The organism is Pantoea sp. S62 (genome assembly GCF_016658625.1).
Lineage (GTDB): Bacteria > Pseudomonadota > Gammaproteobacteria > Enterobacterales > Enterobacteriaceae > Pantoea > Pantoea vagans.
The window spans coordinates 21010-37630 of sequence record NZ_JACVVI010000023.1; the positions used below are offsets into that span (position 1 = coordinate 21010).

Consider the following 16621-nt stretch of genomic DNA (forward strand, 5'->3'; position numbering starts at 1 on the left):
AACACTGAACATCTGACTGCTAAACATTTAATCACTGATGGGGTCATGACTGACTGTGACGCGGGAAGATGACAGAAAGATGATCCTCCGGCGCTGTTAATTATTTAGCAGCCGCCGGGTGATCCAGCAAGGCAGGGAGACGTAAAATCATCCAAATCGCAGGAGGTTAAATCAGCTCCGGCCAGGCCACGGCCGCAACGCCATTCAGTTCAGGCTCCGAGAACAGGAACCCCTGGAACTGGGTCACGCCCGCGGCTTCCAGCCACATCCACTCTTCCGGTTGTTCAATGCCTTCGGCGATCACACCGATCTCCAGTGAGGCGCAGCATTTCAGAATGGCGTGGATGATCGCCTGTTTCGGCCCACTTTTATGCACGTCAGAGATGATGGCGCGATCGATCTTAATTTTGTCGGGCTGAATGCGGGTCAGTAGCGACAGCCCGGCAAAACCGGCACCGAAATCATCCAGCGCCAGGCTGATACCGGCCGCTTTCAGCTGCCTGATGGCGGCTTCAAACGCTTCCGGCTGCGAGATGATTTCATTCTCGGTGAACTCAACCATGACCTGCTCGGGCACCAGCCCATGGGCCGCAATCTCATCCAGCAAAAAGGGGACGGCGTCGGGCACTTCTACCAGCGTCATCGGCAGCAGATTGATCGACAGGGTCATCCCCTCAATCCCCAGCTTCTTCGCCTGCGCAAAGGCGATCTTTTTCGACTGCAGATCGACCTGATAAAGCTGCTCGCGTGTCAGTCGGGCAAAGTAGTCGAGCGGCGATTCTCCCTGCGGACCGCGCAGCAGTGCTTCCAGTGAAACGATCTCGCAGGCGAAGGGATCAACAATAGGCTGAAACGCAAAGCTGACTTCATCCGTAGCCAACAGCGCCGCATCGCCTTCGCGCTGCTCTGTCTCATTACGAATAAACGTCCAGCCGCTGGCGGCAGGGATCTCGAAATAGTTCTCTTTTTCGCGCGCTTCAACAAAGGTGCGCAGGAACTGCAGTGCACGATCGGCATAGGTCATCTGATATTTCGTCGTGCATTTTTCCAGCACTGACTCCAGCACGGTTTCCTGATCGTGCAGCCGCAGATCAAAGAGCTCCATACCAACATGACCAAAACGTCGCGCCGGAGCGTAATCGCGCAGCAGTTCGACCAGATTGTGGTGGCGCGGATCCTGGCAAATCCGGCTATAGACCGCCTTAACCGCCGCCTCCGGGCCTTCCAGAAGCTGGAAAAAATGCGTGCCATTGAACAGTAAAATTCCGGTGACACTGGACGATTTGTTGATTTTATTCGCTTTCCGCGCCAAATCATTCAGGGTCTCGAGCTGCACATGTTCAGTGATGTGGCTGCGATAGATGATTGTCGACAACATAAAGGTTTCCGGAATTTTTTATTTTTTGTTAAGGCACCTTACCAGAAGCTTCTCCTTGGGAAAACGAGGGCCAGTATGACTTTCTTGTTCTGACGCTAATATTTTAGTCAACTGGCGGCGTGGTATCGCCTGTTCCCAGAGAACGTTGCATAAAAACGGTATCCAGCCAGCGGCCCTGTTTAAACCCCACCGAGCGCAGAATGCCGGTCATTTCAAATCCTGCTGCCTGGTGCACGGCAATCGATCCCCTGTTCTCGCTGTCGCCGACGTTGGCGATCAACTGGCGGTAGCCTTTCTGCTCCGCCCACTGGATGGTATGCTCCAGCAGACGTGAACCGGCACCGCGCTTCTGAAAGCCGGGGTCGATATAAATCGAGTCTTCCAGCGTATGGCGGTAGGCGTGGCGCGGGCGGTAAGGTGCCAGATAGCAAAATCCACGTACGTCGCCGTCGCTGACAGCGATGAACCACGGCAGCTCCGCCTGGTGTATCTTACGCATTCGCTCGCCCATCTCTGCAGCGTCAGGGGGCACGGTCTCAAATGAGCCGGTGCCGTTAAGGACATGCCAGGCGTAAATCTGCTGAATCGCCGGGATGTGGCGTTCATCTGCATCAAAAATTTCCATCATGAGGTTTGCCCTGATCGTCTGCACCTGTTGAAAAACAACGGTATAGCGGGCGCTCAGAGCGCGCAATATAAATCTCGTGCGCGTCAGCAATTTTAATACGGGCGCTTCCCCCAGGACTATGCCTGGCGAAAAGGGAATACTCATCTCTGCCGGTGAACCCCGCTTCTGAATGGCGGTTAAGCCTATTCTGAAAACAGCGTCAGCCGGATGATCCGCAACGGGGTTAAGGCTATTATCTGTGCCGTTCCGATTGAGTGAGTTAATTGACGGGAGGCGCAGCGTGATGCGATTTGTTGATTTTCTGAATAGTAAGCAGGGGCTGCGTGCAGCACGAAATCACTGCTTCGAATTAAATGGGGTCGTGCTGGGCCATTTTACGGCGTTATTCCTGCAGGATAACCAGATTATTTTTACCAAAGATGGTAAGCAGTGTGCGGTGCCTTATTATCTGGGTCCCGCTGAAGATTTACTTCAGCAAAAGGTGAATCCACGGATTAAAAATATCCGCGCGATCTGAAAAACTTCGGGGCTGCCTTTATCCGTTTAATTATAAAAGTGACATTATTATTTCTGATGAGCCGGGTAGTTCTGTTTTACGCTGTCTGGTAAATAACATTATCAGTTAATTCCCGCCACGATTTATGACGCTGTTTGTAATTGACGGCTTATTTATCTGATGCGTCACTATTCTGCGATGGTGTAATAAATAGCAGGAGCAGGGCGCTGAGCGCAAACAGCGTTAATGCCGTACCGGCACCCAGCGCGGCGTAAAGCTGACCAAACAGCAGCGATCCCGCAACCTGACCGACTGCCAGCATAAAAAACAGGATACCGACGCCTGTCGCGGGCTCTTCAGCCGTGGCCTGTGCTCCCCATACCAGCAACACGCCCGACAACGTCACGTATCCTGCGCCGCAGCAGGCCACCGCAACCCGTAAACCGGTAGATTCACCGTGACTGAAGGCCAGAACCAGCAGTGGCAATGCCATTCCGCAGAGTGACAGCCGGTAAACCGCGTTCAGCCCGATACGGGCAGCGACCGGGCCGGTTGCTGCACCCACAATGCCTGCACCTCCGGCAACCAGCCAGAGTAAACGGGCGGTCTCTGCATCAACGCCGACATGCTGGCGCAGCAGCGCCGACCCAAAGCTCCACCAGGCCGCACTGATCAGACCTGAAACCAGCGCTATGCCCATCAGCCGGCGCATAGCGCGACGGTACAGACGCTGGTGCCAGCGTCGCGCTTTAGTAGCGCTGCCGACAGCATGAACCGACAGCACGCGGATTACCGGCAGCATACAGGCCAGTGACAGCAGGGCGAACAGCATGCAGGCTGCCCGCCATCCGCCTGGCAGCACGCTCAGGATCACCACGGTCAGAATGATACCTGCGCTGGTGCCGGCGTTAATCAGGGTATTGATGCGCGGCTGATCTACAGCCGCAATCCTGTTACTGACAGCCGCGGCCAGTGCAGGCGAGGCCAGCCCTGAACTCAATCCGGCAACAAACAGTCCTGTCGCCAGCAGTAGCGGTGAGGAGGCGCAGGCAAGCAGCAGCAACCCCGATGCGGCACTCAGGGCCGCCAGCAGCGCGGTCAGTCGGGCACCATAGCGGTCTGCCAGTGCGGCTGCGGTGAGAATAGTGAGGCAGTAGGCCACAAAGCTGCAGGCTGACAGCAAGCCTGCCTGCTGCGGGCTGAACGGGATATCGGCTGAGATCGAAGGCAGCATCAATCCCCACGAGAAGCGCGCCATGCCGTAAGTCACAGCAATCAGGCTAAAGCCGGTCAGCGCCAGCGCGGCGGGTGACCTCATCTGACCTCACCACGCTGCAATAACTGGCTGGCGACCTGTGCCGCCTGTCGTACAGCGGCAGGACCGGTAATCAGCGCGGTGGTAATCGCTCCCTCAAAGAGTATCCAGATGGCATCACTCAGCTGCTGATTAACTTCGCCGCCCAGATGCGTCACGCATTGCGTAATGTAAGCGCGCATCGTGGCGCGAAAGGCCAGTGCCTGAGATGCCAGCCCGCTATCCCGCTCGGCATATTCCCCCCAGGCTTTCAGAAAGAAGCAACCACGCGCGCCATTTAACGTCGTCCACTCACCCAGCACCATAAACAGATGGGCGATTGCCTCAGGCTGTTGCGCTGGCAGGAGCGCCGCCATGAAGCGCTGCTCGCGGGCGTCAAGCACCGCGGCGGTAAGTGCTTCACGCGAGGCGAAATGATGATAAAGCGTGCGTGTCGAAACGCCCGCTTCGCGACAGAGTTGGTCGGTACTGGTGGCGTGGAAGCCGTGGGTATAGAAGAGCCGCTCGGCGGCCTGAAGGATATCATCTCTCTTTTTCATTCTTTAAAAGTAAACCGATCGTTTTACTTTTTCAAGCCACTCGCCGTTAATTACGCCCGCCGTTATTGATAAACCCCCGACTCTGCATGGCCCAGCGCTTCGCTAAAAGAGAGACGCTCTGCCGCGGTCACGCTTTTTCAGCCTCAGTTTATCAATACTCATAAGTACCCCTGCGGCGGCTAATGTCGTTTGTTGCGGCTCTAATCATAACTGCCGTAACCTATCTGGCCGTTTACAGCGACAGTCTAATCAACCTTCTGTTTTGTAACGATTAATCTGAATTTCAGTTTTTTATTGATGCATTAGTACCTTAAATGAAAGCGGGGCTGCAAAGCGGGACGGGAACGTTAAGCGCGCTGAATGACTGAAGCGATAATAGAGACCGAAAAGGGCATATTCTCAAAGTCGGTTTGCGTTACGCAATAAAGTGGTTTTAGGGATAATTCTCAGTTAGTTTAATAAAGCTTCAGATTACAAATAAAACCTCTTACGAATTTTGGTTCGTTTTTTTACGACACATACAGCAACTATCAGGATGACTACCATGCTCAAAGCCAGCTATTATTATCTGTGCCCGCGTCCCATGGGTGGATGGATTTTACACAAAGAAGGTTGCGTTAATCTGTCAAAGAACGATAAACGCGTTTTTATTGGTTCGCTTTATACCCGACAGCAGGCGCTGGCGGTGGCGAAAGTCCATCACGCTAATGCCATATTGTGTAATGCCTGCCTGAGCACCTTTATTTGCCCGACCACGACCAGCACGGCAATTAAACCAGCGCGCGCGGCAACGCCAACCCGCCATACGCCAAAGCATTAATTCACTGAAATTAAATGGCAGCAGTAAAAGAGAATAAAGGGAATTTACAGGGCGGGGCGTTCAGAATAAAAAAGGCAGCGTAATACGCTGCCCTGATACTTATGCCTGTTTAGGCTGGCCATTTGAGGCGGTAAGCCCGCCATCAACCGGCAGATTGACGCCGGTAATATAACTGGCTTCATCGCTGGCAATAAAGAGAATTGCACGAGCGATATCATCCGCTTCACCGGCACGACGCAGCGGAATGCGATCGTAAAAACGCTCCAGCAGTTCCTGATCCTTTTTCGCATCTTCGGTCAGATCGGTAAAGGTGAAGCCGGGGCAGATGGCATTGACCCGCACGCCATCCGCACCGTAATCCATCGCCAGCGCACGGGTGAAGTTAGTAATTGCCCCTTTAGCGGCGTTATAGATGCTCATACCCCAGTCACCGCCTAAGCCGGAAACGGAGGAAATGTTGACGACGTTACCTTTGCTCTTCAGCAGCGCTGGCATGAAGTAGTGAACACCGTGGAAAACGCCATCAAGGTCAGTTTTCATCAGGGTTTTCCATGCGTCGAGGTCGACTTCATGGATGCGGCCCTGCACGATAACGCCCGCATTATTTACCAGCACATCTACACGGCCATACTTCTTTAGCACCGTTTCTGACAGCTGTTTAACCTGTCCGGCTTCTGAGACGTCGCAGGCCGCCACCAGATGATCACCCGCCGTCATTTCAGCCAGCGTCTCTTCCAGTTTCTGTCGGGTGCGTCCTACCAGCACCACGGATGCCCCTTCTTCAGCAAAGCGCTTTGCGCTGGCTTCGCCAATGCCGGATCCGGCACCTGTCACAACCACAACCTTCTGTGTAAATCTGGACATTATGCCTCCTTATCAGCATCAATTCTTACTGTTAACAACCGGTTAAGCCTGGCAGCGATTTGCAAAAAAACAAGCGCAGCGCGAAATGCGCTACGCCTGTTGCCTGATTGTTAACCTGTTCAGTGACTAGGGACGTCTGAACAGAGCGAAGCTGCGTCCTTCCAGCTCGAAATCTTTTTCTTTGGTGATTACCAGACCCCGCTTCGCCACATCGCTGGTGGTCAGCTCCAGCACCCAGCCACCTTCGCCAAACTGCGGAATGCGGAACGGCACATTGCCTTCGAACGGGTTAAGCAGCATCAGCACGTCATGCCAGATGCCTTCCTCGGTCTGCAGATCCGGCCGGCCGATATAGACGCCCAGCGTTGAGCCTTCATCCCACTGCTCACTCTGCTGGAAGCCGCCACCGGCGTTAAACCATTTGATATCCATGCCGTCGCGCCAGTTTTCACGACGCAGCAACGGCTGCTGAGCACGCAATGTCAGGATCTGACGGGTGAACTCGCGCAGCGCCTCCGCGGACTCTGGCAGGTTATCCCAGTGTACCCAGGAGATTTCGCTGTCCTGGCAGTAGCCGTTGTTGTTGCCCATCTGGCTGCGGCCAAACTCGTCACCTGCCAGCAGCATTGGCGTGCCGTGAGAGAAGATCAGCGTGGCGAGGAAGTTGCGTTTCTGTCGCTCGCGCACCGCGTTAATGCCTTCGTCATCGGTCGGGCCTTCAACGCCGTAGTTATAGGAGCGGTTGTCGTTGTGACCGTCGTTGTTGTCTTCGCCATTCTCATCGTTATGTTTGTCGTTGTACGACACCAGATCGTTGAGCGTGAAGCCATCGTGGGCAGTGATGAAGTTGACGCTGGCCCACGGACGACGACCGTGCTGGTCGTAGAGATCGCCGGAGCCCAGCAGGCGGGCGGCGAAGTCGGTGGAGACGTTGTTGCCTTTCCAGTAGTCACGCACTGTGTCACGGTACTGATCGTTCCATTCTGCCCAGCCTGGCGGGAAGCTACCCACCTGATAGCCACCCGGACCGATATCCCAGGGTTCACCAATCAGCTTTTTCTGCGACAGGATCGGGTCCTGCATCACGGCATCGAAGAAGCCGCCGCGCGGGTCGAAACCATCCGGTTCGCGGCCCAGAATCGTGCCGAGATCGAAACGGAAACCGTCGATATGCATCGACTCAGACCAGTAGCGCAGCGAATCGAGCACCATCTGCAGCACGCGCGGATGCGAAGTATTCACGGTGTTGCCGGTGCCGGTATCGTTGATGTAGTAACGATGCTGGTCGGGCATCGTACGGTAATAGGAGAAGTTATCGATGCCTTTAAACGACAGCGTCGGACCCAGCTCATTACCCTCGGCGGTGTGGTTGTAGACCACGTCGAGGATGACCTCAATACCGGCGTCGTGGAAGGCGCGCACCATGTCACGGAAGCCCTGAATGCCGCGTGGCCCGAAGTAGCGGGTCGCGGGCGCAAAGAAGCCCAGCGTGTTGTAGCCCCAGAAGTTTTTCAGTCCCTTATCCAGCAGATGCTGATCGTCCGGGAACCAGTGCACCGGCAGCAGCTCGACGGAGGTAATGCCCAGGCTTTTGATATAGTCGACGGTTGCTTTGTGACCCATACCATCAAAGGTGCCGCGCAGTTCCGGCGGCAGTGCGGTGTTGAGCTGCGTAAAGCCTTTCACGTGGGTTTCATAAATGACGGTTTTAGGCCACGGCACATTCGGGCGGTTTTTATCCTGCCAGTCGAATTCATTCGGGTCGATCACCCGGCACTTAGGCGTAAACGGGGCGCTGTCACGAGTGTCGAACGTCAGATCTTTATCGTCATGGTAGAGATCGTACGCGAAGTGCGCCTCGTTCCACGCGATGTCGCCCGCCAGTTCACGGGCGTACGGGTCGAGCAGCAACTTGTTCGGGTTAAAGCGATGACCATTTTCCGGGTCATAAGGGCCATAGACGCGGTAACCATAGAGCGCGCCGGGCTTCAGGCCCGGAATATAGCCGTGCCACACTTCGTGGGTATATTCCGGCAGCTCCAGCCGGGCAATTTCCGTTTTACCGCTGGGATCGTACAGACAGAGTTCAACCCGCTCGGCGTGGGCGCTGAACAGGGCAAAGTTCACGCCCTGGCCATCAAAATTGGCCCCCAGCAAATGGCTGTAACCCGCCGTAATTTCAAAACGCTGACTGTTTGACATTTATGCCTCGTTATTCAGTGAACAGATTGACGCGTAATAAACTAAATTCTTCCCGACACTCACTGTGCCACCAGCATGGCGCACCACTGCGATGCCAGTTCTGTCAGCGGCAGCTTGTCGCCTGCATCAAAGGTTTTACCGCTCAGCACATCCTGATAGCGGCGCTGGCCGAGGGCGGCGGGCAGGGCGATATGGGTATCAGCCCAGCGCGCCTCGGGCGGCTGATCGAGATTCTCCGGCAGTGAGTTAAAGACCCGCCGTGAGACAATCACGATGACCGCCTGATCCTCGCGAGTGCGGGCAAAGGCGAGCACCTTGTCCTGATGCTCACCCTCTGTCGACAGCGCCACATAATCACCGTGGCGGAACAGCTCTGGCTGCTGCTGACGCAGCGTTAACAGCTTCACAATCGCCTGTTGATTGACCTGACCGCGCAGCCAGTGCGCCTCACTGCCGTCCTGCTGCGGCGCGTTAAGCATCGCCGCCAGCGCATCAAAATCGGGTTCGCGGCGGTTATCGGGATCGACCAGGCTGAAGTCCAGCGCCTCGCTGCCCTGATAAATGTCGGGTACGCCTGGTGCGGTAAGCTTCACCACGGTCTGGGTCAGGCTGTTGACCAGGCCGGCGCGCATAAAGGGCTGCAGTGACTGGCAGAAATCATTGAGGAAGGCGCTGTTGCCAGGCGCAAGCAGATGACGGGCATAGCTCAGCACCGCCTCTTCATAGTCATCGTTATTGTCGGCCCAGTCGGTGCGCAGTTTGGCTTCACGCATCGCTTTCTCAACATAGACCACAAAGCGGGCTTCCAGCGCCGCCAGACCTTCCGCATCCTGTGGCTGCAGGGTGGTCGGCCAGACGCCGGCCAGCGCTTCATACAGCATCCACTCCACGGCCGGTTCCGGTGCCGGGCCATCTTTCAGGCGTACGACGTGATCCTTGTTCATCTCCCGCCAGCGGCTGACGCACTCCGCCCAGCGTTGTGGCGCTTCGGTCAGGGTATAGAGCCGCGCACGGGCATCTTCGCCGCGCTTAGTGTCGTGCGTTGAGGTGCCCGACAGTGCATCGGGCTGATGTTCGCGCCGCGCCTGCATCTCTGCATGGAACTGATCCAGTGAGAAGTGGCGTGCCAGCGGTTCAGCGCCGACTTCATTCAGCGCCAGCGCCATGTGCTGGCGGAAGAAGAGGGTGTCCTCGACCGATTTCGCCATCAGCGGACCGGTCAGCTGCTGGAAGCGGGTGCGGAACTGCGTGGCATCGTCGCGGGCGGAGTCGGCAATCTCTGCACGCAGAATGCGGGCCAGGAAATCCAGCGCCTGGGTGTCGGGCGCATGATCGCTCGTTTTAACTTCACTGACGACCTGTTGCAGCAGCGCCGTGTCGGCGGATGTCAGGCCCTGCGGCGTTCCGTAGGTGCGGTAAACCGGGAAGGCCACCAGCAGCTCACGCAGCGCATTTTTCAGTTCCGCTTCCGGCTGAGTCGCGCCGTCGGCGTCAGCAATCTTCAGTGCCAGCTGCAGTAAACGGTTAAATTCACCGGCAAAATTGCGGTTCGCCATCAGCAGCTTAGCGGCACGCAGCTCCGCTTTCATGTCGACGGTTTTGCCAATCACCGCCTGATAGGCTTTACGCAGTCCGCTCAGGCGATCGCTGTCAACCAGCAGATTGGCGAGCGCGGCCATAAACTCATAGCCGGTGGTGCCGGAAACCGGCCACTCATCAGGCAGCTGTTCATTGTCGCCGAGGATCTTCTCCACGGTGAGATAGCAGTCGGGACCGGCCGCCTGGCGTAACTGCTCCAGATAGCCGCGCGGATCGGCCAGGCCATCCACGTGGTCGACGCGCAATCCCTGCACCGCGCCGCTGTGAACCAGTTCGAGGATCAGCTGATGCGCGGCATCAAAGACGGCTTTGTCTTCCACGCGCACGCCCACCAGACCGGTCACTTCAAAGAAGCGGCGGTAGGAGAGGTCGTTGGGCGCGTCGCGCCAGGACATCAGTCGCCACGGCTGCTGGTCGTGCAGCTCGGCGATCTCTGCGGCATCGCGCAGGGCGAGCACCGACTCTTCGCGATCCTGCCAGGTCTCAGGTTTCAGCGGATAGAAATTGTCGAAGTAGGCCAGCGCCGGTTTGCCGGTCTGCGGATCGCGCTGCACGCTGATATCACCGTTTTCCAGCACCGCCTCAAAGGTGTCACCGAGGAACGGCAGCGTCAGGCGGCGAGACCAGTCGATATCGAAATAAGTGGCATAGCGACTCTGTTCGCCATGTTCAATGACGTCGCGCCACCAGGGGTTCTCCAGCGAGGCGGCCATATGATTCGGCACGATGTCGAGGATCAGCTCCAGCCCGGCCGCTTTCAGCGCGGCCACCATGCGGTCAAAACCTTCCCGGCCACCAATCGACGGCTCAATCTGGTTAACGTCGGTCACGTCATAGCCGTGGGTTGATTCAGCGGTGGCGCTGAAGATCGGCGAGGCGTAAAGATGGCTGATGCCCAGCTGTTTCAGGTAGGGCACCAGCGCCGCCGCGCGGTCAAAGGTCATGCCGTTGCGGAACTGGATGCGGTACGTTGCGGTTGGAATAGTCATTCTGCTTCTCTCTTAGCCAGACGCACCACGATAGCGTTGGGAATCAGTTCGGTTGCGGTCTGCGGCCAGGCAAACAGCGTTTCACCCGGCAAATCGGGAATCGGCTGCGTGCTGTCGCCGACGTTCAGCGCCAGTGACAGCGTGCCCTGCGGGAAGTCCCAGCGCACCGCCAGGAAATCGTCTGCGGTTTTCACCACCTGACCGGCATCACCGCCGGCGGTCTGCAGCAGCGGCACGATATGTTCCTGACGCAGCGCCAGCAGATGACGCGTCAGCGCCAGCCACTGCTGACCTTCCGGCGTTTCTGTGCGCTGCCAGTCGAGTTTCGACTGTTCAAAGGTGGTGACATCGTTAGGATCCGGCACCGTTTCGCCGTGACCGGCATGGCCTTCAAACTCCCGGGCGCGACCTTCACGCACCGCTTTAGCCAGATCGCCGTGGAAATCGGTGAAGAACAGGAATGGTCGGGTTTCGCCATACTCTTCGCCCATAAACAGCAGCGGAATGTGTGGCGAGACCAGCAGCATGGCCAGCAGCACCTGTGTCCGCTCTGCACCTGCCAGCGAGACCAGCCTTTCGCCCTGCGCGCGGTTGCCCGTCTGGTCATGGTTCTGGATGAAGTCGACAAAGGCGACTGGCGGCTGGCTGCTGCTCTTCACACCGCGTGCCTCGCCCGACTGTGCTGAGACTTCGCCCTGATAGACAAAGCCTTCTGCCAGCGCCCGCGCTACCCGCTGCGCCGGCTGGTCAGCGAAGTCCTGGTAGTAGGCGTGGGTTTCACCGGTTGCCAGCACATGTACGGCGTTATGAAAGTCATCGTTCCATTCGCCGGTAAACAGCGGAGCATCTCCGTTCTCGTCTCGCGGATGCAGGAAGGTGACGTTTCGGCAATCTTCGGTAGTGAGGTGAATGGGGCGATCGGTAATGGTGGCGCGGATGCGCTCGGCAATCTCAACCAGCACATGCTTTTCGCTGGGATCGTCAATCTGATCGATGGCATCAAAGCGCAGGCCATCCAGATTAAACTCCTGCAGCCAGTAGAGCGGTGCTTCCACGATATAGCGGCGCACCGCATCAACGTCATAGGCGATACCGGCGCCCCACGGCGTCTGGCGCTCTTTATGGAAGAAGTCCGGCGCGAGCAGCGGCAGATAGTTGCCCTTCGGGCCGAAGTGGTTCAGCACGATATCCAGCACCACCGACAGGCCGAGACCGTGCGCCGCATCGATAAAGGCTTTAAAATCATCCGGCGAACCGTAAGCCGCATGCGGTGCATAGAGCAGCACGCCATCGTAGCCCCAGCCACGATTGCCGCCAAACTGCGACACCGGCAGCACTTCAATCATGGTGATGCCGGTTTCGGCCAGCATCGGCAGCTTTTCTATTGCTGCCCGGAAGGTGCCTTCCTGGGTAAAGGTGCCGATGTGCAGTTCATAGACCACTGACTCCGTCCACGGACGACCCTTCCAGCCTGTGTTCTGCCACCGATACGCGTCAGGATCGATCACCAGGGAGGGCCCATTGACCTCCGCTTTCTGGGCACGGGCAGCGGGATCGGGCACGGCCGTGCCATCCGCCAGCACAAAATCATATTCGGCATTCGCCGCCACACCGGCGACCTGGGTTTCAAACCAGCCGTCCGCCTGCGGTGTCATCTCAATGTCTTTACCGGCGAGACGCAGCGTCACGCGTTGCTGACCGGTTGCCCAGAGGCGGAAACGCACCTCGTCACTGGCAACCCGTTCAGCGCCCCAACTTTTAGAAAAAGATTTGGATTCCATTCAGTTGCCTCATTTAGCCTGGAAATACGCGATGGTGACCACCGCGCGAATAGGATGTCGATGACGTAAGCGTCAAAAATCGTAAAGCTATCAGTGAGACCCGGATGCCAGGTGGGCTGGCGCGCCTCTTCAGCCAGGAAGCTGGACTGGTATTCAGCGTGATGCGGCGGGAAGGGAAAAGTGAGACCGCTTCCACGCGGCATACAGAGAGTAATCATAGACTAAGATGTTGCAGTCGCAGGGCGGCAGGCGGTTCAGGCGCATTAATTTGCGTTAATTGTTCTGAATCGGCCTCTGGCTGGGGAGAATCATGGGGGGCAGGCCCAGAAAACCCTGCCGGATGGCGCGGATTCGCTATAAGCTTAAGCGCGATCGCGCAGGTCACGCTGGAGGATCTGCGGCGCTGAACATTTCAAAAGGATATTACGTGAGGAAACGCGTTCTGTTAGTCACACTGCTGCTGTTGATTTCCGCCTGTTCTAACCGGGTCGGACACCGACTGGACAACCGTAATCTGCAGCACATTCATGCCGGTCAGACGACCAAAGCCCAGCTGATTGCGCTGTTTGGTCAGCCTGACAGTGAGACGCCTTACCCGGACGGTCAGCGGTTGCTGAAGTGGACCTACAGTGAGGCGCGCACCCTGAATACCACCGAAGGGCAGACGCTGACCGTGCAGATGAAGAATGACAAAGTGCTGAACTATGCGCTGAGTAAGAGTTAATGACCTGAGCTACCGTGGCGGTGCGGGACCGCCACAGCAGGTCACGGGTTACGGCATGCCGTTTGGCTCTGCATCCCCGCTGACGGGACGCGGCTGCGCCAGACGGGCGAAATCAGACCCGGCCGGATGCTGATAAATCTGCAGTTCAAAGAACCGGGACATGGCATAGATATACTCAAAAATCGCCGCCTGGGTATTCTCATAATCGGCCCAGAAAATGGATGAGGTGAAGCAGTAGATCTCCACCGGCAGCCCATCCGGCGACGGCTTCAGCGGCCGCACCACGATATACATCTCTTTCATAATGTCATCGCGCTGGGCCAGCCAGGCACTCAGGAATTTACGGAACACCATCAGATTGGTGATGCCGTTCTCCATAAACCAGCGGTCGCCGACAGCATTGATATCCCGTCCATCCAGCAGCTCAGTGATCGTTTCGCCCGCGAGGCGGATCTGGCTCATCGCCTGCAGCATCTCCTGATTCACAAAGGTGATCGACTTCTGATCAAGATAAAAGCTGCGCATGATGCGGCGCGCGCCTGAGGAGAACATCGCCTGCCAGTTGGTGTAGGTTTCGGTCAGGAAGTTCTTGGTCGGGATGCGCGAAATGGTGTTATCCCAGTTGCGGATGGTGATGGTATGCAGCGCAATATCGATCACCTCGCCGCTGATGTTTCTGTCCGGCATCTCAATCCAGTCGCCCAGTTGCAGCACATCGTTGGAGGAGAGCTGAATATTCGCCACCAGCGACAGCAGCGTATGCTGGAAGATCAGCATCAGTACCGCGGCCACCGCACCCAGCGAGGAGATAATAATCGCGGGCGACTTGTTGGACATAATCGCCAGAATCATGATCGCGGCGATAATATGCACCAGGATCTTACCAATCTGGATATAGCCCTTGATCGAGTGATTCTTGCGCTTGGATTTGCGCGAGTAGGAGTTGTTAACAATCTCCAGCACTTCGTTGAAGAAGATCGACAGATAGACAAAAAACAGGATGCCGCAGATGGTCTGAATCGCCACTTTCAGATTTTCAGGCAGGCCCGGCATAAACTGCAGGAAATTGTAGACCACAATCACCGGCACAAAATTTGACAGCTTCTGAGAGAGGCGGACATCTTTATCCAGCGGAACGTCTTTTTTATGACTGCTGAAAAAGACCTTCCTGATCACTTTGACGATGAAAAATTTGCAGATCAGGTGAGTGACCATCCCGGCCATAATCAGCAGCAGCAGGCTGAAGCCGATCGACAGCACCCGGTTCCCCTCAATAAAACTCATCAGACTCTGAATGTAATGCATGTTAACCACGTGCTAAAAATGTAAGGGGCGAATTCAACCACAGCACGGGGTCGCTTGTTAAGCGCCGAATGCGTTCAGGCGGCGTCACACTCTTTTTTCAGCGCAGTACGACGTGCTGGCTGCATCCGGCGTGGTGCGGAGAGCAGGCTTCTCTGCGACTGCGCTCAGATAAATCCCTCGCTGGCCGATAACAGCTTTATCTTCTCTGATATGAGTCTGCGGACATGCTTAAAAATCTTAAAATAACTCACGGTATTCTGGCGGTGCTGGCCGTCTTTATTACGTTACTGACCCTGACCGGATTTCTGTTCTACAACGGCGTGTCAAAAGCCGACAAAAACTTCGTGGCGGCCGAGCAGCTGACGCTGCAGCAGCAGCACCTGAGTGATGCGGTGAAAACCCTGATTAAAACCCGCGTCACCATCAACCGCGTGGCGATCCGTTTCCTGAAAAATCAGCAGGACCCTAAATCGCTGGCGGCGATGGCGGCGCTGCTGGAGCAGGCGGGTCAGTCAGCGGAAAAGGCGGATGCAGATTTTAAATCGTGGCAGGCGATGCCGCGTAAAGCAGGACAGAGTGAAGCCCAGTCGACGCAGGTTCAGACTGCTTATCAGCAGATGCGTGACACCATGCTGGCCTCTGTCACCTTTCTGAAGCAGGGCAACTACCCGGCCTATGGCAACCTTGAAGCGCAGGCGGCACAGGATCAGCTCGACACGGCCTATGAGGCCTGGCGTGCAGTGAACATCCAGCTGATGAAAGATACCTCTCTGCACAACCAGCGCAGCCTGACAGATGCACTCTGGGCGCTGCTGGCCATCGGCCTGATCACCGGCGTGATTGGGGTGGCAGTCTGGATGGGACTGCAGAAGCTGCTGATTAACCCGCTGGCCAGACTGACCGCTCATATGCGCGCTATCTCGGCCGGTGATTTAACCTCTGCGATTCAGCATGAGGGCCGCAACGAGATGGGCCAGCTGATTCAGGAGTTGCAGCAGATGCGTGATGCGCTGGTGGTAACCATTACATCGGTCGATGACGCCACTCGCTCAATCTTCACCGGTGCCGCGGAAATTTCTGCCGGCAGCACCGATCTCTCTTCCCGTACCGAGCAGCAGGCAGCCGCGCTGGAACAAACCGCCGCCAGCATGGAGCAGCTCACCTCGACGGTGAAGCTCAACGCAGACAATGCCCAGCAGGCGACCACGGTGTCGAAAGAGGCGTCAGCTACGGCCCTGCAGGGCGGTGAGACCGTTGCCCGGGTGATTGCCAACATGGATCAGATCAGCGAAAGCTCGAATCAGATCGCCGGTATTATCGCCATTATCGACAGCATCGCCTTCCAGACCAATATTCTGGCGCTGAATGCTGCGGTTGAAGCCGCGCGTGCCGGTGAACAGGGGCGTGGATTTGCGGTGGTGGCGGGTGAGGTGCGCTCGCTGGCCGGACGCAGCGCCAGCGCCGCGCAGGAAATTCGTGGACTGATCGACCGCTCAGCAGAGCGCATCAAAACCGGTGCCGGCCATGCTGCGCAGGCGGGCACCGCGATGGAGAGTATTGTGAAGTCGGTGAGTCGTGTGACGCAGCTGATTGAAGAGATTGCGGCATCCTCGACCGAACAGACGCGGGGCATTGAGCAGGTCTGCATTGCAGTCTCAGAAATGGATGGGGTGACGCAGCAGAACGCCGCGCTGGTGGAGGAGTCCGCCACTGCCGCCGCCTCGCTGGAAGAGCAGGCGAGCTACCTGCGTAAAACGGTGTCGGTATTCAAAACCGGCACGCTGCACGCAGCGTTCTCTGCCGCACCGGTTGCGAAGGCGATTGCTGTGCCAAAACGTCAGCCTGTCGCTGTGACAGACAATGAGAACTGGCAGACCTTCTGATAACGGAACGTCTGACGGATCACCGCGCACGCGACTGTGCTACGCTTTCCGGCATAAAAAAAACCGCCCCTGGAGGCGGTTTTTTATTTACTCAACGC

At 56.8% G+C, this 16621-nt stretch carries 13 protein-coding genes; 4 read left to right on the plus strand and 9 right to left on the minus strand.

What is annotated here, in order from left to right; genetic code table 11:
• Nucleotides 1-166: 166 nt before the first annotated feature.
• Together IBT54_RS22835 and IBT54_RS22840 are read right to left on the minus strand one after the other, a co-directional pair.
• Nucleotides 167-1378, minus strand: coding sequence for a diguanylate phosphodiesterase (locus IBT54_RS22835; RefSeq protein WP_013357725.1), 1212 nt, complete (start codon nt 1376-1378; stop codon nt 167-169).
• Nucleotides 1379-1481: 103 nt separating this feature from the next.
• Nucleotides 1482-2003, minus strand: a complete 522-nt coding sequence (locus tag IBT54_RS22840; protein ID WP_201253157.1) for a GNAT family N-acetyltransferase — start codon at nt 2001-2003, stop codon at nt 1482-1484.
• A 286-nt stretch (nt 2004-2289) separates the two neighbouring features.
• On the opposite strand from IBT54_RS22840, the gene IBT54_RS22845 reads away from it, so the two are divergent.
• A complete protein-coding gene (locus IBT54_RS22845; protein ID WP_041456831.1) occupies nt 2290-2523 on the plus strand; it encodes a hypothetical protein in 234 nt (77 codons plus the stop codon).
• Between the two features lie 148 nt (nt 2524-2671).
• On the opposite strand, the gene IBT54_RS22850 is transcribed toward IBT54_RS22845, so the two are convergent.
• Both IBT54_RS22850 and IBT54_RS22855 read right to left on the minus strand, forming a co-directional pair.
• A complete protein-coding gene (locus IBT54_RS22850; RefSeq protein ID WP_201253142.1) occupies nt 2672-3820 on the minus strand; it encodes an MFS transporter in 1149 nt (382 codons plus the stop codon).
• Nucleotides 3817-4356 carry a TetR/AcrR family transcriptional regulator gene (locus IBT54_RS22855; RefSeq protein ID WP_201253143.1) on the minus strand — a complete coding sequence of 180 codons (540 nt, stop codon included), beginning with the start codon at nt 4354-4356 and terminating at the stop codon, nt 3817-3819. Before IBT54_RS22855 ends, IBT54_RS22850 begins: the two co-directional genes overlap by 4 nt.
• A gap of 544 nt (nt 4357-4900) precedes the next feature.
• Here IBT54_RS22855 and IBT54_RS22860 point away from each other — a divergent pair.
• Complete coding sequence (locus tag IBT54_RS22860; RefSeq protein WP_033732518.1) at nt 4901-5176, plus strand: hypothetical protein; 276 nt, start codon at nt 4901-4903, stop codon at nt 5174-5176.
• A gap of 99 nt (nt 5177-5275) precedes the next feature.
• On the opposite strand, the gene IBT54_RS22865 is transcribed toward IBT54_RS22860, so the two are convergent.
• The 4 genes from IBT54_RS22865 to treZ all read right to left on the minus strand — a co-directional run bounded on the left by IBT54_RS22865 (nt 5276) and on the right by treZ (nt 12611).
• Nucleotides 5276-6040 carry an SDR family NAD(P)-dependent oxidoreductase gene (locus tag IBT54_RS22865; RefSeq protein WP_013357731.1) on the minus strand — a complete coding sequence of 255 codons (765 nt, stop codon included), beginning with the start codon at nt 6038-6040 and terminating at the stop codon, nt 5276-5278.
• Nucleotides 6041-6166: 126 nt separating this feature from the next.
• Nucleotides 6167-8242, minus strand: coding sequence for a glycogen debranching protein GlgX (glgX, locus tag IBT54_RS22870; RefSeq protein WP_033782962.1), 2076 nt, complete (start codon nt 8240-8242; stop codon nt 6167-6169).
• A 59-nt stretch (nt 8243-8301) separates the two neighbouring features.
• The gene (treY, locus tag IBT54_RS22875; RefSeq protein WP_201253144.1) at nt 8302-10830 is read right to left on the minus strand and encodes a malto-oligosyltrehalose synthase; all 2529 of its coding nucleotides are present in this window, start codon (nt 10828-10830) and stop codon (nt 8302-8304) included.
• Nucleotides 10827-12611 carry a malto-oligosyltrehalose trehalohydrolase gene (treZ, locus tag IBT54_RS22880; protein WP_201253145.1) on the minus strand — a complete coding sequence of 595 codons (1785 nt, stop codon included), beginning with the start codon at nt 12609-12611 and terminating at the stop codon, nt 10827-10829. Before treZ ends, treY begins: the two co-directional genes overlap by 4 nt.
• A 427-nt stretch (nt 12612-13038) precedes the next feature.
• Between treZ and IBT54_RS22885 the strand changes: the two genes are divergently transcribed.
• Nucleotides 13039-13335 (plus strand): hypothetical protein, encoded by a 297-nt coding sequence (locus IBT54_RS22885; RefSeq protein WP_033733000.1) that lies wholly within the window; start codon nt 13039-13041, stop codon nt 13333-13335.
• 48 nt (nt 13336-13383) lie between these two features.
• Here the strand turns inward: IBT54_RS22885 and IBT54_RS22890 are convergent, their stop codons facing one another.
• Nucleotides 13384-14640, minus strand: a complete 1257-nt coding sequence (locus IBT54_RS22890) for a mechanosensitive ion channel family protein (protein WP_013357736.1) — start codon at nt 14638-14640, stop codon at nt 13384-13386.
• 224 nt (nt 14641-14864) lie between these two features.
• Here IBT54_RS22890 and IBT54_RS22895 point away from each other — a divergent pair, with 224 nt between their 5' ends.
• Nucleotides 14865-16523, plus strand: a complete 1659-nt coding sequence (locus tag IBT54_RS22895; RefSeq protein WP_201253146.1) for a methyl-accepting chemotaxis protein — start codon at nt 14865-14867, stop codon at nt 16521-16523.
• The last annotated feature ends 98 nt before the right edge of the window (nt 16524-16621 follow it).